We start from the raw sequence: 19,773 nt of genomic DNA on the forward strand, positions 1-19,773 counted from the left end.
ACGCCATGTGGATCCAGATCGTTCTCATCGCCGCTGTCATCATCATCGGCGCCGTCTTCATGCGTCGCACCGGTGCGGACAGCCACTTGGCCATCCGCCGTCTGCTCTACGGGGCATTCGTGTTGGTCGCAATCCTCTCGATCCTGTTTCCGCAGTGGCTGACGTGGGTGGCGAATCTCGTCGGGGTGGGGCGAGGCACTGATCTGCTGCTGTATGCGCTCGTGCTGATGTTCCTCGTCTTCGTCTACACGCAGTCGCGACGAAATGCGGCTCAGCAGCGTCGCCTCACGCTTCTCGCACGTAGGCTCGCTTTGCTCCAGGCCTCGACCGATGAGGACGCGGATTCGGCCGGGAACGCGCATCCCCGCGACGACGCCTAGTCGCAGGCGGTGATCCGCCAGAGACTCGCGTCTCCCTGCGTCTCAATCTCCTCGAAGCCCGGCTGATCATCGAAGTCGGTCATCCCAGGCATCAGGTATTCACCTGGACCGGTGCCGCCGATGCCGAAGTCGAGCACATACGCGGGCTGACCGTATGCGGCAAGCGCCTTGCATACCGCCGCGTCCTCGCCGGCATCGCGCAGGTCAGTCGCGATGGTGTCCCACGCGGTCGACTGCGGCGGCGACCAGGTGCGCGGGACGATGTCGCGCTCACCCAGCACGAAGGCGAAGGCGGCGCCCGTTGACGGATTGGCGATGAGCAGAGCATCCTCGGGCACCAACCCGGGCAGTCGTCTCAGGAGTTCGTACTCGTCAGCGGACAGGTAGCTGCGATCGTTCATCGTGTATCGCGATTGTTCGTCGGTCTCTGCGGCGACCCGCAGCAGGATGACGGGGCTCACGGCCACGCTCACAGCCCCGGTGATGGCGATGACTGCCATGGCTGCGAGTGCCAGTGCCGGTCGACGCCGTGTCGCGACGTCGGTCGTGGCAGCAATCGTCGCGACTCTGCGGACGATGGCCGCAAGTCCGATGGCCGCAAGTGGGACGACGATAATCGGCACGATCGCCGCGAGGCGGAATGAGTCGCCGTACCAAGGACCGGTCAGCAGTCGCTTGATCACGCGGAGGTCGGTGCTGACGCTGATGATGTAGAGCATCGACGCACCCACCCAGGCGATGGCGACCCAGCGCAAACGGCTCCCGCGGACAGCCAGCACCAGACCCACGAGAAGCAGCACACTCATGCCGATGGCAGGAGGAAGCAGCGAGTGGCTGTTGAGCAGGACATCGGCGGCCGCAGCCAGCGGGCTACGGTACGCCCTCCAGAGCACGGCACCGGCCAGGTACACCAGTACGACCCAGACGACAGCGACTGCGATCCATCCGACGATGATGGTCGCCACGATCCATGCACGTCCACGTGCCGTCGCGCGCCGTCGCGCAGCATAGAGCGCCCCGGTGACCCACAACATCACGAGCACCGCCCAGACCAGAACGGATGACGGCTGTGACAGCGTGGTCGCCACCACGGTGAAGATCGCGGCGACTCCGGTGCCCGCACTCACTCGGATCCGGTCAGCGCCGCGAACGCCGGCCCACGACCGCACCGTCATGATCGTCAGTGCGACTGCGGTGGGAACGATCGCGACCGAGAGGGCATAGGGATAGAGCACGCCCCACTCGAACATGAGCTGGGGAAATGCCATCAGGGCGGCCGAGAGTGCGGCAGCCAAAGCAGTGATGAGCGCGTCGCCTCGGCTGATCACACGTGCCAGAAATGCGATGCCCAGCGGCCAGATGACGGCGGCGATCACGAGCGCCACGACATTGGCCGCGACCGGGATCAGCTCGGTGTCCAGCGCCACGAGGGAGGCAACGGCGTGCCAGGCGGAAGGGTAGAACGTGCTGCCGCTGATCACTCCCGTGAGATCCAACGAGGATGCGGAACCTGTTTCGGCTATCCACCGCAGCGCGTTGAGGTGGAAAACTGCGTCGTTCGTCTGCGAGATCGCCGTCGGCAGCCCGATGTACGTCAGTAAGCGCGCCGCATTTAGGCCAACACCGACTACAAGGCCGGCGACCAGCAATGTCATGGATGCCGCGTGCGGGGGCCGCCGCAGCGCCCTCCAGCGGCTGCGCCCGACGAGCAGCGACGCACCCCATACGACTGCGCCGGTGATGAGGACGGCGATTCCGACGCTGAGATGCCCCCATCGCACGCCGACGTACGAGAACACGATCGCGAGGAGCGAGAGCAACCCGACCGAAACTCCCGGAGCTGCTGCCCAGAGAGCCAGACCGCGCAGTCGCAGTCCTGTCCCGATCAGCAGTCCCGGCCCGAAGATGACGAGAAGTGCCAGGCCGATCAGCCCGGACTGTGCGATCCAATCGGTGATCATTCGTCGACCAAGGCGATGGCGCCTTCGATGTCACCGTCGTAGATGACCTCGCCTTTGTTGATCACCACGCCTCGTGCGCAGAGTTCTCGCACCATCTCCATATCGTGACTGACCACCACAAGGGTCTTCTGCTTCTCGATGAGCTCAGCGAACTTCAGCCGGCACTTCTCTCGGAACGGTGCATCACCGACCGAGAGGATCTCATCCACGAGCAGAACGTCGAGTTCGACATGGATCGCGACCGAGAAAGCCAGCCGCATGAACATACCGGAGGAATAGTGTTTGACTTCCTGGTCGATGAACTTCTCGATCTCGCTGAACGCGACGATCTCGTCGTAGCGCTCTTCGATCTCCTTGCTCTGCATCCCGAGGATCGCGGCGTTCAGGAAGACGTTCTCGCGACCGGAGAGCTCCGGATGGAAGCCCGCGCCCACCTCGATCAGTCCCGCCACGCGGCCACGCGTGAGCACCTGCCCGTCATCTGGCTCCATGACACCGGAGACGAGCTTCAGAAGTGTTGATTTCCCGGAGCCGTTCAGTCCGAGGATCGCAACCGATTCGCCCTCGTTGATCACGAGGTCGATTCCCTTGAGCGCCTCGAAGGTGCTGGTCGTCTTCTGACGCTTTATCCAAGACACCACCGTGTCCTTGAAGGAGAAGGCGTGGTTGAGAGTGAATGTCTTGCGTACGCCGTCGACGATGATGCTGGGGCGCGAAGTGGTCGTGGTGCTCATAGGTCTTGCGCGAACCTTCCCTCGAGGCGTCGGAAGACGAATTGTCCGATCAGCAGCGTCGCGACCGCGATCACGAATGTCCACAGCGTGTTCCACGCGAGATTGGGGGGCATGGTGAGCGTGGTCTCCGTCACGGGCCGCCAGAACGCGTAGTGGAACAGTTCGACGCCGTGGGTGATCGGGTTGAGCATGTACAGATCGACGATCCACTGCGGCCAGCCGAGCTTGTCGACAGCCTCCTGAACCATCGTCCAGGCGTAGAGCACCGGCGACGCCCAGGTGGCGAGCAGCAACAGGAGCTCGACGATGTTCTCCGAGTCGCGGTAGCGGACATTCAGCGCACCGAAGAAGAGGCCGGTGCCGAGCGCGAACAGCGACACGATGATGATCCCGGCGAGGACTGCCAGGACAGACATGATCGTGATATTGACGATCCAGCCCATGAACAGGCAGACGATCAGCAGCAACCCGAGCTGCGGGAGGAAATGAATGAAGGCTACGAACACCGCTGAGACCGCGAAGAGCTGGCGAGGAAGGAACACCTTTCGCACGAGCGGGGCGTTGCCGACTATCGAGGTCGTCGCATTCTTGAACGCCTCTGAGAACAGGTTGATCACGACGATGCCGGAGAACAAGTACACCGCATAGTTCGGAACGCCTCGTTCGAGGTTCATGAACAGACCGAGGACGACCCAGAACACGAGGAACTGCGCGCCGGGGCGCACGTACGACCAGGTCCAGCCGAGCACCGAGTTGCGGTACCGGGTGGTGACTCCGGTCTTCACCAGCAGATACAACAGGTATCGCCAGCGCACGACATCGATCAGACCGCGGCTCTTACCGGGGACTTCGAACTCGGAACGCGGGACGACGGCGAAAAGATCTCGGGTATCTGTCACTGGCCCACTCATTCAACAGCGATGACGGACGTCACGCACATCCCATCATCCTATGACACGGCTTGGATGCAGCTGAGGAGGCACAACATCAGATCAGTGCGGAGAATCCAGCCCAGCCCCAGCCGATGACTCCGCTCGAGCTCCATCCGCCGCTGCCATCACCTCGGAAGAGGTGAAGGTCGCCAGTCTTCGAGCGGGCAATCACATCACCAGTGCCGTTCCCGTCGAAATCACCAGAGCCGACGAGCGCGTTGAAGCCGCCCCAACCATATCCGATCTGACGTGGCGTACCCCAGCCGCCGTCACCATTCGTCGGGTAGATCCAGAGGTTTGAGTCCGAGCCTCGTGCAATCAGGTCAGCATGGCCGTCACCGTTGAAGTCACCGGCGTTGATGGCGAGATCGAATCCCCCCCATCCATAGCCGATAGCCGTGCGCCCGCTGGTCCAGCCTCCGCTGCCGTTACCCCGATAGAGAAAGAGTGCGCCCGTGCTGTCTCTCCCGATGACATCGGGGATGCGATCGCCGTCGTAGTCCAGGCCACCGACCACCATCGAAAGAGTGTTCCACCCGTTTCCGATGGTCACGGGCTGTGCATATCCGCCGGAAGGTTGTCCTGCGTACAGCAGGAATGCTCCGGCCGCCGTGATCCGCCCAAGATCGCGATATCCGTTACCGTCGAAATCGCCTACGGCGAGCGGTCGGTCCGCGGCAGCCCATCCGCTGGAAATCTGACTGCTACCGCGCCACCCGCCGCTACCTGTGCCGCGGTATAGCTGAAGCGTCCCCTGCGCCGTGAGCGCCGCGACGTCCAGTGCTCCATCGCGATCCACGTCGCCGAGGCCAGCTGCGAGCGATCGCGGACCTGTCACCGGCTCACCAGAGCTCGCGAGCGCGCTGAATCCGCTCCACCCATTGCCGATTTTGCCGGAAGAGGTGATACCGCCCGCACCGTTTCCCGGATAGAGCCAGAGGTCACCGTTGGCGCTGCGACCCATCAGATCGGCGTTTCCATCTCCCGTGAAGTCGCCGGGTGTGAGGATCGCGTTCATCCCGCCCCATCCCTGACCGATCTGCTGTTGCCCCTTCCAGCCGCTGTTACCGTTGCCGTAGTACGCCCAGAGGCGTCCAGAGGTGTCGCGTGTCACGAGATCCGGGTCTGCATCACCGTCGAGATCGAGCCCGCCGATCAGCAGATTCATCGATGACCATCCCCAGCCGATCCGCTGGCCGGCCCGAAGTCCGCCTCGGTCGTCGCCACGCCACAACAGGAGTTCGCCGCCCGCGTTCGTCGTGAGGATATCCGGCACGCCGTCTCCATCGAGGTCACCGGCCGCGGTCGAGAGCGCCTGGGCGCTCCAGTCAACGCCCAGCGCCTGTGCATTCGTCAGGCCGGCCGGCGTGCCGCGCATCACTGAGACCTTTGCACCCTGCCGCAGTACAGCATCGCGATTACCATCGCCGTCGAGATCACCGGTCATCATCACGGATGCCGAAGTGCCCAGGCCGCTGGCCAACTGCTTGCGCGCGCCCCATGCGCCCTTGGAGAACGGGTAGCCCCAGAGGGTTCCCGCACCATCGATTGCGGTCACATACGAAGAGAGATTGATCGAGGCCAGTGATGGGCCTTGCGGCGCCGCCGGTGTCTGCGTCGACCCGAACCAGTCGGTGAAGTAGTTGTAGAAGTTTCGGTTGCCGTAGCTCGAGCAGGCGTTGTTCGCCTCACCGTAGCCTGCCGCAAGCGCCGCGGCGTTGGGCTGGTAGGGCGTGTAGTAGTACAGCGCCGAGGTCGCCTTGTTCGCGACATACACGGGGGACGACCCGCAAGCCGCGTTCGGGTGGTATCGAAGATTCCAGGTGTTTCCTGGCGCATACCACTGGAACCACTCGCCCTCCATGTAGATCTGCATCTGGCGCGCGGCGCCGTAGATCTGGTGGAAGAATCCGACGAAGTTCGGATCGCACGGTGCTGTGTCCGGGCAGCCCTGGCCGAGCGCCATGTCATAGCGCCACTGACTCGGCCATGTGTGAGTGACGAGTGCCTGCTCCTTCTGGAGCATGACGATCAACACCTGCGGGTTGATGTTGCAGGACTGGGCGACCCGATAGATGATCCGCGCCGCCGTCTCGTTGGCAGCTCCCGTGTATCCGCTGCAGTACGCGTCGGCCGGACGGTTCACTGAGCTGATCTTGAAGTCTTTCAGGCACACGTATCCGGATTGGCACCGCGAGACCTTGCCGTTGAAGAAGGTCTGTATCTGCGCTTCCGTCATCGTGCTCTTGTTGGTGAACACGGCATCGCTGATGATGTTGCCGGCGCTGAAGCCGGCAAGCGACGACTTGACGATTCCCGCCTGCGCCGGGTCGCCGGCCGTACGCGCGAGATTCACCGACGTACCCTGAGCGGCGGATGCCGTGGCCACCGTCACCGGCGCGACAGTGCCGACCACGACAGCCGTCACAGCAACGAGGACGGTGAGGAATCGCGCGATGTTGAGCGCGTTTCGAGAGCGTGGGGCAGGTCGAGACATGTGACTAGTGTGGCGGAAGTTACGGGATGATGCCACTGCGACCAGAGAAACTGGAGAGAAACGCCGCGTGTCGCGCGGATTCACCGTCTCTCACCAGCTTCACGACTCGCGCGATCCATGTGCCACGATGGACTCGTGAAGGGCATTATTCTCGCGGGCGGCTCGGGTACTCGGCTGCACCCGATCACTCTCGGCGTCTCGAAGCAGCTGATCCCGGTGTACGACAAGCCGATGATCTACTACCCGTTGTCGACACTGATGCTCGCGGGCATCCGGGACATCCTGGTCATCACGACGCCGCACGATGCGGAGCACTTCACGCGCCTGCTGGGCGATGGTTCGCAGTTCGGGATCAATCTTACTTTCGCGCAGCAGTCTTCCCCAGACGGGTTGGCGCAGGCGTTCACGATCGGCGCGGACTTCATCGGCGATGACAGCGTGGCCCTCGTGCTCGGTGACAACCTGCTGTACGGACCGGGCCTCGGCACTCAGCTGAAGAGGTTCTCCGACATCGATGGTGGTGCGATCTTCGCATACTGGGTCGCTGAGCCTCAGGCGTACGGTGTGGTCGAGTTCGACGGTGAGGGCAAGGCGATCTCTCTGGAGGAGAAGCCCGCGTCCCCGAAGAGCAACTACGCGGTGCCCGGCCTGTACTTCTACGACAACGACGTGGTGGCGATTGCACAGAACCTCGAGCCGAGTGCGCGCGGAGAGTATGAGATCACTGATATCAACCGTGCCTATCTGGAGCGGGACAAGCTGCAGGTGGAGGTGCTGCCGCGTGGGACCGCGTGGTTGGACACCGGGACATTCGATCAGATGACGGACGCCGCCGACTACGTGCGCACGATGGAGCGTCGCACGGCATTGAAGATCGGTGCTCCGGAGGAAGTGGCCTGGCGCCAGGGATACCTCACGGATGACGAGCTGCGCGCGCGTGCGGAGAAACTCGTCAAGTCGGGTTACGGCACGTATCTGCTCAACCTGCTCAAAAGAGGACACGCATGAGCCGTCTGCTCGTCACCGGAGGAGCCGGCTTCATCGGCTCGAACTTCGTCCACCATGTCGTCGAGAACACCGACCACCATGTGACCGTCCTCGACGCGCTGACCTATGCCGGCAACCGGGCATCTCTCGCCGGGCTGCCGGAAGACCGCGTCGCGTTCGTGCATGGCGACATCACGGATGCGCCTCTCGTGGACGAACTCTTCGCGAACACGGACGCGGTGGTGCATTATGCGGCGGAGTCGCACAATGACAACTCGCTGCATGATCCGCGTCCGTTCCTGGACACGAACATCGTCGGTACGTACACGCTGCTCGAGGCAGCGCGCCGCCACGACACCCGTCTGCATCACATCTCCACCGATGAGGTGTACGGCGATCTTGAACTGGATGACCCGGAGCGGTTCACCGAGACCACGCCGTACAACCCGTCATCGCCGTACTCCTCGACGAAGGCTGGCAGTGACCTGCTGGTGCGCGCATGGGTGCGCTCGTTCGGAGTGCGGGCGACGATCTCGAACTGTTCGAACAACTACGGCCCCTACCAGCATGTGGAGAAGTTCATCCCGCGTCAGATCACGAACGTGATCCGCGGCATCCGCCCCAAGCTCTACGGCGCCGGCGAGAACGTGCGCGACTGGATCCACGCCGATGACCACTCTTCCGCCGTGCTGACCATCCTCGACAAGGGCGTCAATGGCGAGACGTACCTGATCGGCGCCGACGGGGAGAAGAACAACAAGGACGTCGTCGAGTTGATCCTCACCACCATGGGTGAGCCCGCAAACGCGTACGACCACGTCACCGACCGCGCCGGGCACGACCTGCGCTACGCGATCGATTCGACCAAACTGCGCACGGAACTCGGCTGGACACCCTCGTTCGGGGATTTTGAGTCGGGCCTTGCCGCGACGATCGACTGGTACCGCGCGAACGAGGACTGGTGGGCGCCCAGCAAGGACGCCACCGAGGCGTTCTACGCGGGGAAAGGCCAGTGAGCGACATCTTCGGCAAGCCGCTGCAGCGCATCGAGACGCCGATCCCCGGGCTGGTGCTGTTCGAGCTGCCCGTGCATGGCGACTCGCGCGGCTGGTTCAAGGAGAACTGGCAGCGCGAGAAGATGACCGCACTCGGGCTGGACGACTTCGGTCCGGTGCAGAACAACATCTCCTTCAACGACGAGGTCGGCACGACCCGCGGCATCCACGCCGAACCGTGGGACAAGTGGGTCTCGGTCGCGACCGGACGCATCTTCGGTGCCTGGGTGGACCTCCGCGAGGGCCCCAGCTTCGGCGCCGTCTTCACGACCGAGATCGACCCCTCGAGAGCGATCTTCGTGCCCCGCGGAGTCGGCAACTCGTACCAGACACTCGCACCCGACACGGCATACGCCTACCTCGTGAACGACCACTGGTCGCCCGCCGCCGAATACGCGTTCCTCAACCTCGCAGACGAGACGGTCGCCATCGAGTGGCCGATCCCGCTCAGCGAACTCGAGATCTCCGAGAAGGACAAAGCCCACCCGCGCCTCGCCGACGTCGCACCTATCCCCCCACGCAAGACGCTGGTGCTCGGTGCAGGCGGGCAGCTCGGTCGCGCACTGCGTGCTCGTCTCGGAGATGCCGCGCACATCGAGTACGCCACCCGTGCCGAGCTCGACGTCACAGCCCCCGACATCGCGCGGGCACGACGCTGGCGCGACTACGGCACGATCATCAACGCCGCCGCGTACACGGCCGTCGATGCCGCAGAGACGCCAGAAGGGCGTGCTGCCGCATGGCAGGCGAATGCTGTGGCCGTCGCGGCCCTCGCACGCATCGCGAATGAGAACCGCATCACACTCGTGCACATCTCGAGCGACTACGTGTTCGACGGCACTGAGGACGGCGCCTACACCGAAGACGCCGCGTTCGCGCCGCTCGGCGTATACGGGCAGTCCAAAGCCGCCGGCGACCTGGCCGCCCAGACCGCGTCACGGCACTACATCGTGCGCACGTCGTGGGTGATCGGCGAAGGCAAGAACTTCGTCCGCACCATGGCCTCACTCGCCGAACGCGGCATCGATCCGAGCGTCGTCAGCGACCAGATCGGACGACTGACATTCACGACCGACATCGCGGACGCGATCGTGCACCTGCTCGAGGTGAGTGCCGACTACGGCACCTACAACGTCACGTGTGCCGGCCCTGAACTCTCCTGGGCGGACATCGCCCGCGAGGTCTTCCGACTGACCGAGAACGACCCTTCACGCGTGAGCGACGTCACCACCGCGACCTACTTCGCGAACGCCACCACTCCGGTCTCCCCCCGCCCACTGAACAGCGTGCTGGAGCTGACCAAGATCACCGCGACCGGCTTCACACCACGCGACGGCGGCGACGCTCTCGCGGCATATCTCGCCGGCTGAACCCCAAGCTGCAGGTCGGCTCGAAGCGAACGAGCGGGATTCGAGTCAGAGATCCGCGTGCAGCGCCCAGACCCGCTCCGCGGAACTTGCCCACGAGAACGCCCGCGCCCTGTCGCCCGCGAGCACCCGCAGTCGCGCAGCGCCGCCCCCGACAGCATCCGTGAGCGCATCGGAAAGCTCATCGGTCGAGACCAGCGAACCACCTTCCGCGATGACATCGCGGTGCACTCCACTGTCGACCGCGACAAGCGGCACGCCCAAGGACATGGCCTCCATCGCGCGCCACGGCCATGCCGACAGAGCACTGGTCGCGACGAACGCTGAGGCGCCGGCCAACACGGCGGCACGGTCTTCGGCAGGGAGTGTGCCGCGCACGTGTGCGCGACGCTCCGGCAGCCCGACGGCAGAGGCGATCTCCGCCAGTCGCGGCTCCGCGCCATCGGCGGCATCCAGAACGACGGCATCGATGTCGGCGGCCGCAGCTGCACGGAAGCCCGCTTCCAGGCTCTCGGCCGAACCGGTGAGCACGACATAGCGTTCCGGCAGCGACAGCGCAACGCGTCGCTCGACGGCATCGAGAGGAACGGCGAACCCGTCCGGAGCCGCACCCGAGATCACCCGCACCCGATCACCGAGTTTCGCGAACGAACCGATCCTTTCCGCCATGGAGTGAGAGGGAACGACCACGGCGTCCGCATGCCTTGCCGCGCGGTGCAGCATCCCGCGCTGCCACGCGACAGCGCCTTTCGATATCAGTTCCGGCGCTTCCCACGCGCGCAGATCCCAGACGGTCACCGCGACCTGGTCGTCGTCGTGCAGCCGATCGTGCTTGACGAGCGGAGCCATGAGCGTCGGCGCGTGGATGAGTCCGCGGCCGACGCCTGGCACGATTCCCAGCTGCCAGGATCCGGCGAGCTCACGCCGACCCAGCGGAAGGGTGCGCGTTCCTGCGAGTCCGACCAGATCGGCCACTCCCCCGGCAGGAACGATGGCCTCCACCGTGCATCCCGACGGTGCCGTGGCGAGCAGGCCGGCTGTCAGATCCAGCGCCGCGCCCGCCTGATCGGTGTCTATGACCTGTGTGATCTGGTCGAGAACGACACGCAACTGGGCACCCATAACCTCAGAGTATCCGCGACGTCCAGGAAAACCCGCGAGTGACGCCGGTCCATGCTTGAATGCAGAGATGAGCGACGGTCGACTTCCCGTGCCGCGCCGGTGGATCCGATGGAGCATCGTCACCGTCGTGACGCTGCTCGTGCTCGCGACCGGCTGGGTCGTCATCCGAGGATTCAGTGCCGCCAGCGAGCTGCAAGGCGTCGCGACCTCGACCTCGCAGCTGCGCACCTCGATCGCAGAGCAGAATCTCGCGAGGGCAGAGCTGGTGGCACCTCGCATCGCGCAGCACGCAGCGTCCGCACGCGATCTCACCTCCGATCCCATCTGGCGCGGATTCGAGTTCGTCCCCTGGGTGGGCCAGAATTTCACGGCGATGCGAGAGATCGCAGAGATCGCGGACAGCATAGCCACGGATGCGGTGACCCCATTGCTGGGGATCGCCGGCGACGTCGATCTCGCCGGTCTCGGCGTCAGCGGAGCATCGATCGACTACTCCCCCCTCGCCGCTGCCGAGGAGCCTCTCGCTGCCGCAAGCGCGACGCTCGCCGCCGCAGAGATCAGGGCGCAGCAGATCGATGCCGGTGCCGCGCTCACGCCGTTCGCGGACGCCGTCCGCGACATGCGCGACGTCGTGACGAAGACCGCCACCGCCGTCGGTGCGATCCACGGCGCCTCCGTCGTGCTGCCGACGATGCTCGGCGGAGACACCCCGCGCAATTACCTCGTCGTGATGCAGGACAACGCGGAACTGCGCTCGAGCGGCGGCATCGTCAGGTCGCTGACGCTGCTGCACGCCGAGGGCGGCAAGATCACGATCGTGCAGCAGGCCTCCACCCGGGACTTCCCCGGGCTCGAGTCGCCCCTGCCGTTGAGTGAATCCACGATCGCGCTGTTCGGGGATCGTCCCGGCGTCGCCGTGCAGGACATCACCAGCATCCCCGACTTCACCGAGGCCGGGCCGATTCTCGCACTGCGCTGGCAACAGCGCTTCGGGCAGAGCATCGACGGAGTGATCGCGATCGACGCCGTCGTCGCGAAGTACCTGACCGATGCAACAGGCGAGGTCTCCTTCGGCCCGTTCACCGCCGATGCCGACAGCATCCTGCCCATCCTCCTCTCCGAGATGTACACGAGCGTCACCGATCCGAATCAGTCGAACGACGTCTTCGTGCAGGCGGCGAATGCGGTGCTGGTCGCCTCGCTGAGCAGCACGCAGCCGCAGAAGATCATCGGAGCGCTCTCCGCCTCGGCGGACGAAGACCGCATCCGTGTCTGGAGTGCGCACCCAGAGGAACAGCGACTTCTCGCCGCGTCGTCTCTCGGCGGCGCACTTCCTGTCGACGGCGAACGCGGCGCCAACGTCGGCGTGCTCTTCAACGACGCGACCGGCGGGAAGATGGACTTCCACACCGCCGCCGCGATCAGCACCGCCGTCGGAGAATGCCGAGGAGAGCGGGCGACCCAGGTGCAGGTGACCTGGACCAATGATGCGCCCCAGGATGCTGCGGAGACACTGCCGGAATCCGTGACGGGCGGCGGAGGGGAGATCGATCCGGGCGATGTCCGGACGCTCGTCGCCGTGTACGGCCCCGAGGGTGCGACGCTGCGATCGACCGATCGTGACGGCGACGAAGCCGAAGACGCGCAGACGACGACGCTCGGTACCCGCGAGATCGTTCAGCTCGACGTGCTGCTGGCACCCGGCGAGTCGACCACGATCACCGTCTCATTCGCCGGCACCGCCGAACGCGTCACCAGGGTGCAGCACACCCCCATGATCGAGGAACCGGAGACGACGACAGGCGACCTCGACTGCTCGTAGCAGCAGACTCTGAACGTCGGATCACGGTGTCGGGGTCGGCGTCTCGGTCGGCGGGTGCAGCGTCTGCTGCGCGAGGTCGCGGACGAAGGCGTAGTCCGGCTCGAACTCGTCGATGCCGTTCTCGGGCACCAGCTCGATCGGCGTGACCGGCAGCTCCTTCGCCTTCATCATCAGGTCGAAGAACTCCGGCAGCTTGTCCCTTGGCAGATCCGTGTCGACGAGCACAGTGCCGGCGGACGCGATCTCGTTGAAGCGGGTCAGCACATTCTCGGGCGTGAACTGGTCGAGGATCGCGATCTGCAGCTCACGCTGGCGCTGCATGCGATCCCAGTCGCTGGTCGTGTACCGCGATCGCGCGTACCACTGGGCGGTATCGCCGTCCATGCGCTGCTGCCCAGGCTCGATCCAGCCGATCGCCCACTCGTTGACGTCTGTGCCGGTCCAGCTCTCCGGCGGACCGCCCTTCGGCAGACGCTCGGTGACGTTGATGTCGACGCCTCCGAGGGCGTCGATCATGGCTGCGAAGCCGTTCATGTCGATGAAGATGTAGTACGGGATCTCGATCCCGAGAATGCCCTCCGCGGCATCCTTCGTCGCCTCGATACCGGGCGCTGACCCCTGGGCTGCGGCATCCGGGTAGAGCTCGGCGCCTTGATCGTCACGACAGACCTCGGCCGCGTAGCGGATGTGGTTCATCCACCCGTCCCACCCGCAGGTCGGCGACGCGTGCCCTTCGAAGCCGCCAGGATACAGCGCCTGCATCGGGCTTCCCTCGCTGAACGGCGCATTCGGCAGTTCGCGCGGGATACCGAAGATCGTCGTCGCACCTGTCGTGGCGTTGACGGACACCACCGAGATGCTGTCGAAGCGCATGGAGTCGCGGCCGTCGCCGCTGTCCGCGCCGAGCAGCAGGATGTTGTAATAGCCTTCGCTGGGCTCGACGCTCGGTCCGCTCTGACCGAAGATGTCATCGATCGCGCCCTTGCTGGCACCGGCGACGCTCGCCGCGTAACCCGCACCGCCGCCGAGAAGGCCCACGATGATCAGCGCCACGACCGGAATCGCGAAACGCGAAGCCTGCGGCATCTTGACGAGGCGCACGAGGCGCAGTGTGTCGAAGGTCAGCACGACCCACAGCACCGCGTAGGCGACGAACAGCACCTGGAGCAGCGTCAGAACGAACCAGTTCGTGACCACCGAGATGAGCACCGAACGCCAGAAAAGCGCCGAGACGACAGCGAGCACGATGAGGAACCAGCTCAGCAGCGTGGCCACCAGGCCGAAACGGCCGAGTCTGCGGTTGCCTCCGGCGAGCACCTGCGCGGAACCGGGGATCAGCACGTTCATCACGACCAGCCACCAGCCACGGCGACCCATGAAGGCCGGATCGGCCGCATCGGGATTGCGCAGCGGGCGGGGCTCGATCAGACGGCGCCCGCTCCGTATCGCCGCGCCGGGAGCGGCAACCGTCACAGGGAGTCCTTCAGCCGTTCGTTCTTCTCCGCGACCTGCGACTCGAGAGTGCGAGCGTACTCCTCGAGCCGATCCGCCAGCGCGGCATCCGATGCGCCGAGGATGCGTGCCGCGAGGATGCCGGCGTTGCGAGCGCCGCCGATCGACACGGTGGCGACGGGGATGCCGGCGGGCATCTGCACGATCGAGAGCAGCGAGTCCATCCCGTCGAGATATGCGAGCGGCACAGGAACCCCGACGACCGGCAGCGGAGTCATCGATGCGAGCATGCCGGGCAGGTGCGCTGCTCCCCCGGCGCCGGCGATGATGACGCGGATCCCTCTGCCCCGCGCCTCGCGCGCGTACTGCATCAGCTTGTCCGGCGTGCGGTGCGCCGAGACGACCTCGACCTCGTGCGCGATGCCGAACTCGGTGAGGGCCTGGGAAGCGTCGCTCATCACGCGCCAGTCGGAGTCGGATCCCATCACGACGCCGACGACGGGCGCGGCAGAAGAGTGCAGTGGCTCAGTCACCTCCCCAGGGTACTTTCCGCTCCCCTGGTTCGGCTGAACGGCGCGCCCTTCGCCGGCCCCTGAGCCTGTCGAGCCGGTCCCTGAGCCTGTCGAAGGGCCCCTGAGCCTGTCGAAGGGTCCCTGAGCCTGTCGAAAGGGCCCCTGAGCCTGTCGAAAGGGCCCCTGAGCCTGTCGAAAGGGCCCCTGAGCCTGTCGAGCCGGTCCCTGAGCCTGTCGAAGGGTCAGGCGAAATGGGCGGCTGCGGCCCGCGCGGTGTAGACGACGTCGTCGAGGTCATCGCCCACGACGTTCACGTGACCGACCTTGCGCCCGGGTCGCGCCGCCTTGCCGTACGTGTGGATCTTCGCCGAAGGATGCTCGGACATCGCGGCATCGAAGCGGTCCTCGAACGCGCCTTCTGCCGGGCCGCCGAGGATGTTGACCATCGCCGCCCACCGTGCGCGAGGCGACGTATCGCCCAATGGAAGATCGGCGACCGCGCGCAGGTGCTGCTCGAACTGGCCGGTGACGGCTCCGTCCTGGCTCCAGTGGCCGCTGTTGTGCGGGCGCATCGCCAGCTCGTTGACCAGGATGCGCTCATCGTCGGTCTCGAAGAGCTCGACCGCCAGCATCCCGGTGACGCCCAGTCCGTCTGCGATCTGCCGCCCGATCGCCTCGGCGACCACCGCCAGCCGCTCACTCGCGCCCGGTGCCGGTGCGAAGACCTCTGCACACACCCCGTCGCGCTGCACGGTCTCCACGACGGGATATGCGACCACCTGTCCGCTCGGCCGGCGCGCGACCTGCTGAGCGAGCTCGCGAGTGAACGACACCACCTCTTCCACGAGCAGTGCATCGCCTGCACCGGTCGCCCTGTCGGCTGCCAGGGCGTCGAACCAGTCGGCCGCGTCCTCAGCAACGCGCACGACGCGCACTCCCTTGCCGTCGTACCCGCCACGCGGGGTCTTCACGACGGCCTTGCCGCCGTGGTCGTCGAGGAACGTCTGCAGCTCGGCGGTGTCGCGCACGGCGGACCAATCCGGCTGCGGCACACCGAGCTCGGCGAGGCGCGCACGCATGACGAGTTTGTCCTGCGCGTACTGCAGGGCATCAGGACCCGGATGCACCGCGACGCCTTCCGCGACGAGCGCTTTCAGCACGTCCTGAGGGACGTGCTCGTGATCGAACGTGACGACGTCGACGTCGTTGACGAACGCTCGCACGGTGTCGAGGTCACGGTAATCGCCCACAGCGGTCGCCGCCAGCTGCGCCGACATCCCTTCGGACTCGGCCAGCACCCGGATGTCGAGCCCCAGCTCCACCGCCGGAGCGATCATCATCCTGGCCAGCTGTCCGCCGCCGATCACTCCTACACGCAACGCCATCGAGATCTCCGTTCGTCGTGGCCATTCTCTCGCATATGGGGAGGACGTTTCGACTCGCTGACGCTCGCTCAACGCGTTTCGTCTCGCTGCGCTCGCTCAACGACCCGCGAAGGAGGGGCGCGCTCAGTGGTCGGAGTCGGGATCGGACATCGACTGCGCGTCGCGGTGAGCGAGGATCTGGTTCACCTCGATCTGATCCGCCAGAGCCTCGTGCACGAGTGTGACGTTGGGCACGTTCGCGAGCCGCAATGGGGTGTCGACCCCGTTGGAGAGTGTGATGGTTCCCGCACCCCACATGCGCTGCACGACACCCCGCCGCACGCCGATCGAGTACCCGCGGACGTGGGACATCTCACGACTCCGCCGTGCGCCCATCCCCTCGCGCACGACCACGCGCCGCGTGGTGACCGCATAACTGCGCGAGGCCCAGACGAGGAACGGAATCAGCACGCCGAACAGGACCAGCGCGGCGGCTGCGGCGATCAGCATCCAGTTCTCGAAACCGGCGGGAAGGTTCCCGTAGAAGAACCCGGTGGCGCCTGCCACCGCGATGAGCAGCAGGGCCGACCAGAACAGTCGCCGCGCGTGACTGCGGAACCGCGCGATGAGAAGCTCTTCGGCGGGTGCGCCTGGCGGCGGCATCATCGGCCGCCCTCCGAGTGTCACGGGCTGGGTCACCCCTCCATTGTGCCTGGCGTGTCGGACATCGCCCGCCAGCGGTCGGCGTGTCCTGCCCGGCCGGCCGGATGCCCACTCACTTCAGGCGCGCGTGCACGACGTCGCCGGCCGCGATCAGGTGCTCGATGCCGTCGCTGCGGACGCAGAGTCGGCCGTCCGACTCCAGACGCAGCGCGGTGCCGTGCAGGACCGTGCCGTCGGGAAGCGAGACGTCGACCTCTCGGCCGAGGCTGGCGCATCGGGCGGAGACCGCGGCATGCACGCCGCTGCGCACGGCATCTCCCCACGTGACGAGCGACGCGACGAGATCGCCCAGCCGTCCGACGTATGCGGCGACGAGCAGATCGGCGTCGGCACTCTCGCCCAGGACGGCGAACGACGTCGCAGTGGGAACCGGGAGCTGCTTCTCGGTCATCGCAGTATTGACACCGGCGCCGACGACGACGGCGCCGCCGGTCGATTCGGCCAGGATGCCGCTGATCTTGCGCCCGTCGACCAGGACGTCGTTCGGCCACTTCACGCCGACGTCGTGACCAGGGAGCTGTGCGGAGACGGCCTGTGCCATCGCCACTCCGGCGATGAGAGGGATCCATCCCATCGCCTCGGGCGAGGAGGGCAGTTCTCGCAACAGAACCGAGATCGCCAGAGCCGAACCGGCCGGCGACACCCACGATCGATCGAGCCTCCCCCGTCCGGCCGTCTGGTTGTCGGTGAGGAGCACCGACAGGTGCGGCCACGCCTCGGTGTCCGACGAGAGCACGCGCAATGCCGCATTCGTCGATGCGGATTCGTCGATCGCCTCGAAACGGGATGCGACGGCTTCAGTCTCTGGGTACTGCATAGTGGTCAGTCTACGGAGCGGGAGCGTCCGCCATCAGAGTCGCGCGTCCTTGATCCAGTCTTCGTCCAACCCGAGCAGGGTCGCGTCGCTGGTCAAGAAGGTGAACCGTTCCTGCTTCGCCTGAGCGAGCAGAAGCCGATCGAACGGGTCATGCCGGACGAGAGATTCGAATCCCAATAGGGCACCGGCGTGTGAAGCGAGGAGCGGTAGCTCGGTCAATCCCGACGACCGGAAGATCTCAGGGAACGTCTCGCCTCCTGGCAACGACGTGCGACCCAGCATGTGATTGATCGTGATCTCGGTGACGGACACCGAAGAGTAGTGCACCTGAGTCGCGACATCTATGAGCCCGCGGCTCGCCAGCCCGAGCCGAGGGCTGTCGTGCACCAACCAGATCAGCGCGTTGGTGTCGAGCAGCATCAGCTGCGTCGCCCGTAGAACAGATCGTTGATCTCTTCGTCCACCCCGTCGAACAACGACGGATCGTGCTCGGGTTCGTCTGCCGCGAGTCCGTATACGACAGTGAGTTCACGGTGGGGAACGATGTCCACAAGCGGTCGACCCGCGCGTGCGATCGTGACCTTCTCGCCTTCGAGAACGCGTGCGATCAGCGAAGAGAGCTGGCTCTTCGCCTCGTGCATGTTCATCTGGGCCATCACCCTAGCTTAGCTAAGTCGGGCCCGTTCCAAAAGAGTTCCCCGGCTCAGCCGTGGAGCTGCTCGTCCTTGTCCTCTTCATCATCGTCGTCCTCACCGGACTTGATCGCGCCCATCTCGCGTATCTGCCACTCGCCCCATTCGCCCATCAACTGCGCGATGGCGGCGTGGAACTTCGCGGTGGCGACGCCGGGCGTCGTGTCGCCGAAGTAGCGCTGCACCCACATGCGCAGCCGCATGATGGCGTCCTCGTCGCCACGGACGCGTTCGACCTCGCGCACGACGTCGGCCGCGGCATCCGCGCTCAGCCACTCGCAGTCGGAGAGATACCCGCCGGTGTCCACCGACGCGCGCTCGTCGACCGGACGCGTGATCATGAGCGGCTTGCCCGCCGCCAGGCGGTCGTAGACCATCGCGGAGATGTCGACGATCGCGACGTCGGCGGAGGCGAGCTGCCAGCCGAGCTCCGGGCCGTCGTCGTAGACGTGCTGCGCGCGGGGGTCCGCGTTGTTCGCCGCGGCGATCGCCGCGATGATCCGTCTGTGCGCGGCGCCGTACTCGTCGTCGACCACACCGCTGCGCGGGTGAGGTCGGTAGATGACACGATGCGATCCGGACGCCAGCAGGGCACCCACGAGCGTCTCGCCGTGAGTGGCGATCGATCCGTAGTGCGCGCTGGGGCGATCGCCCTCCCACGTCGGGGCGTACAGCACGACGGTGCGCTCGTCAGGGGTGTACGGCAGCGTGCCGGAGAAGTGATCGGCCTGCGGACGCCCGATCTCGATCGTGCGGCGGTCGACGTCGTAGTCCCAGAGCGTGCGGGACAGACGATCTCGCGCGGCCTGGCCTGCGACCAGCGCGTAATCGTAGGCCTTGTACTGGTTCGTCGTCATGTACATCTTGTCGGACTCGCCGTGGTTGATGAACACGTGCCAGCGCCGGCCGTAGCGGAACATCTGGAAATTGCGCGTGTTCTGATTCACGTACAGCACGATGCGGATGTCCTGGTCGCGGATGAAGCGCTCGAGATCGCGCACCGTCGGCACGAACGCGACCGGCGGCGCGTCCTCCGCGATGAGGTGCTCCGCCCCGATCGGGTTGCGCGCGAGCACGACCACAGGCCAGAGCTTGTCGAGTTCGGCGAGCGGGCGGTACCACTGGCGCATCTGGTACATGTTCACCGCACCGTCTGCGAAGTACACCGCGACCTTGTAGTACTGCTCCGGATGCGGAGGCATCGCCTCGAGGGTGCGTCTGACGCGCTGCACCGCCATGCGCGAGCGCACGGCCTTGCGCAGCAGGCGATACGCCTTCTTGACATCTTTTACAGCACCCACATGACAAGAGTACGCAGGCGGCGTCACCTCGCCATGACATGATCGGGGGGTGGCA

18 protein-coding genes are annotated in these 19,773 nt (G+C 65.6%); 5 read left to right on the forward strand and 13 right to left on the reverse strand.

Translation table 11 applies throughout. The features are described 5' to 3' along the window. Positions 1 to 5 precede the first annotated feature (5 nt). Positions 6 to 380 (forward strand): DUF2304 domain-containing protein, encoded by a 375-nt coding sequence (locus tag JF52_RS0101490; protein ID WP_033104758.1) that lies wholly within the window; start codon positions 6 to 8, stop codon positions 378 to 380. Here JF52_RS0101490 and JF52_RS0101495 read toward each other — a convergent pair. The 4 genes from JF52_RS0101495 to JF52_RS16380 form a co-directional block, all read right to left on the reverse strand. After that, positions 377 to 2,341 (reverse strand): DUF6541 family protein, encoded by a 1,965-nt coding sequence (locus tag JF52_RS0101495; protein WP_033104759.1) that lies wholly within the window; start codon positions 2,339 to 2,341, stop codon positions 377 to 379. The two genes, JF52_RS0101490 and JF52_RS0101495, sit on opposite strands and share 4 nt — an antisense overlap. Further along, positions 2,338 to 3,075, reverse strand: coding sequence for an ABC transporter ATP-binding protein (locus JF52_RS0101500; RefSeq protein WP_033104760.1), 738 nt, complete (start codon positions 3,073 to 3,075; stop codon positions 2,338 to 2,340). The genes JF52_RS0101495 and JF52_RS0101500 overlap by 4 nt, the downstream gene beginning before the upstream one ends. Then, on the reverse strand, positions 3,072 to 3,974 hold the full coding sequence (locus JF52_RS0101505; RefSeq protein ID WP_033104761.1) for an ABC transporter permease: 903 nt from the start codon (positions 3,972 to 3,974) through the stop codon (positions 3,072 to 3,074). The genes JF52_RS0101500 and JF52_RS0101505 overlap by 4 nt, the downstream gene beginning before the upstream one ends. 88 nt (positions 3,975 to 4,062) lie before the next feature. Continuing rightward, positions 4,063 to 6,504 (reverse strand): FG-GAP repeat domain-containing protein, encoded by a 2,442-nt coding sequence (locus JF52_RS16380; RefSeq protein WP_052166674.1) that lies wholly within the window; start codon positions 6,502 to 6,504, stop codon positions 4,063 to 4,065. Between the two features lie 135 nt (positions 6,505 to 6,639). Between JF52_RS16380 and rfbA the strand changes: the two genes are divergently transcribed. Genes rfbA through JF52_RS0101530 form a run of 3 tightly spaced genes read left to right on the forward strand, consistent with a single transcriptional unit; the run spans position 6,640 to position 9,916 of the window. Then, positions 6,640 to 7,512 carry a glucose-1-phosphate thymidylyltransferase RfbA gene (rfbA, locus tag JF52_RS0101520; protein ID WP_033104762.1) on the forward strand — a complete coding sequence of 291 codons (873 nt, stop codon included), beginning with the start codon at positions 6,640 to 6,642 and terminating at the stop codon, positions 7,510 to 7,512. Further along, complete coding sequence (rfbB, locus tag JF52_RS0101525; RefSeq protein ID WP_033104763.1) at positions 7,509 to 8,507, forward strand: dTDP-glucose 4,6-dehydratase; 999 nt, start codon at positions 7,509 to 7,511, stop codon at positions 8,505 to 8,507. The genes rfbA and rfbB overlap by 4 nt, the downstream gene beginning before the upstream one ends. Beyond that, positions 8,504 to 9,916, forward strand: coding sequence for a sugar nucleotide-binding protein (locus JF52_RS0101530; RefSeq protein WP_033104764.1), 1,413 nt, complete (start codon positions 8,504 to 8,506; stop codon positions 9,914 to 9,916). The genes rfbB and JF52_RS0101530 overlap by 4 nt, the downstream gene beginning before the upstream one ends. A gap of 45 nt (positions 9,917 to 9,961) precedes the next feature. Here the strand turns inward: JF52_RS0101530 and JF52_RS0101535 are convergent, their stop codons facing one another. After that, complete coding sequence (locus JF52_RS0101535) at positions 9,962 to 11,035, reverse strand: glycosyltransferase (protein ID WP_033104765.1); 1,074 nt, start codon at positions 11,033 to 11,035, stop codon at positions 9,962 to 9,964. A gap of 67 nt (positions 11,036 to 11,102) precedes the next feature. Here JF52_RS0101535 and JF52_RS0101540 point away from each other — a divergent pair, with 67 nt between their 5' ends. Continuing rightward, complete coding sequence (locus tag JF52_RS0101540) at positions 11,103 to 12,857, forward strand: DUF4012 domain-containing protein (protein ID WP_033104766.1); 1,755 nt, start codon at positions 11,103 to 11,105, stop codon at positions 12,855 to 12,857. A 21-nt stretch (positions 12,858 to 12,878) separates the two neighbouring features. Here the strand turns inward: JF52_RS0101540 and JF52_RS0101545 are convergent, their stop codons facing one another. From JF52_RS0101545 to JF52_RS0101580, 8 genes are all read right to left on the reverse strand, one after another. After that, entirely contained in the window at positions 12,879 to 14,330 is a 1,452-nt protein-coding gene (locus JF52_RS0101545; protein WP_033104767.1) for an LCP family protein, read from the reverse strand. Then, on the reverse strand, positions 14,327 to 14,794 hold the full coding sequence (purE, locus tag JF52_RS0101550; protein WP_033106165.1) for a 5-(carboxyamino)imidazole ribonucleotide mutase: 468 nt from the start codon (positions 14,792 to 14,794) through the stop codon (positions 14,327 to 14,329). Before purE ends, JF52_RS0101545 begins: the two co-directional genes overlap by 4 nt. Before the next feature lie 269 nt (positions 14,795 to 15,063). Continuing rightward, entirely contained in the window at positions 15,064 to 16,206 is a 1,143-nt protein-coding gene (locus tag JF52_RS0101555; protein WP_033104768.1) for a 5-(carboxyamino)imidazole ribonucleotide synthase, read from the reverse strand. A gap of 123 nt (positions 16,207 to 16,329) precedes the next feature. Continuing rightward, positions 16,330 to 16,884: a PH domain-containing protein gene (locus tag JF52_RS0101560; RefSeq protein ID WP_052166675.1), complete on the reverse strand. Its 555-nt coding sequence runs from the start codon at positions 16,882 to 16,884 to the stop codon at positions 16,330 to 16,332. Positions 16,885 to 16,960: 76 nt separating this feature from the next. Then, positions 16,961 to 17,725, reverse strand: a complete 765-nt coding sequence (locus JF52_RS0101565) for a biotin--[acetyl-CoA-carboxylase] ligase (protein WP_033104769.1) — start codon at positions 17,723 to 17,725, stop codon at positions 16,961 to 16,963. Between the two features lie 33 nt (positions 17,726 to 17,758). Next, on the reverse strand, positions 17,759 to 18,145 hold the full coding sequence (locus JF52_RS0101570; RefSeq protein ID WP_033104770.1) for a type II toxin-antitoxin system VapC family toxin: 387 nt from the start codon (positions 18,143 to 18,145) through the stop codon (positions 17,759 to 17,761). Further along, complete coding sequence (locus JF52_RS0101575; RefSeq protein ID WP_033104771.1) at positions 18,145 to 18,381, reverse strand: type II toxin-antitoxin system Phd/YefM family antitoxin; 237 nt, start codon at positions 18,379 to 18,381, stop codon at positions 18,145 to 18,147. Before JF52_RS0101575 ends, JF52_RS0101570 begins: the two co-directional genes overlap by 1 nt. Positions 18,382 to 18,428: 47 nt before the next feature. Then, entirely contained in the window at positions 18,429 to 19,718 is a 1,290-nt protein-coding gene (locus JF52_RS0101580) for a CDP-glycerol glycerophosphotransferase family protein (RefSeq protein ID WP_033104772.1), read from the reverse strand. Positions 19,719 to 19,773: the final 55 nt, after the last annotated feature.

The sequence above is a fragment of the Microbacterium profundi genome, from assembly GCF_000763375.1.
GTDB lineage: Bacteria > Actinomycetota > Actinomycetes > Actinomycetales > Microbacteriaceae > Microbacterium > Microbacterium profundi.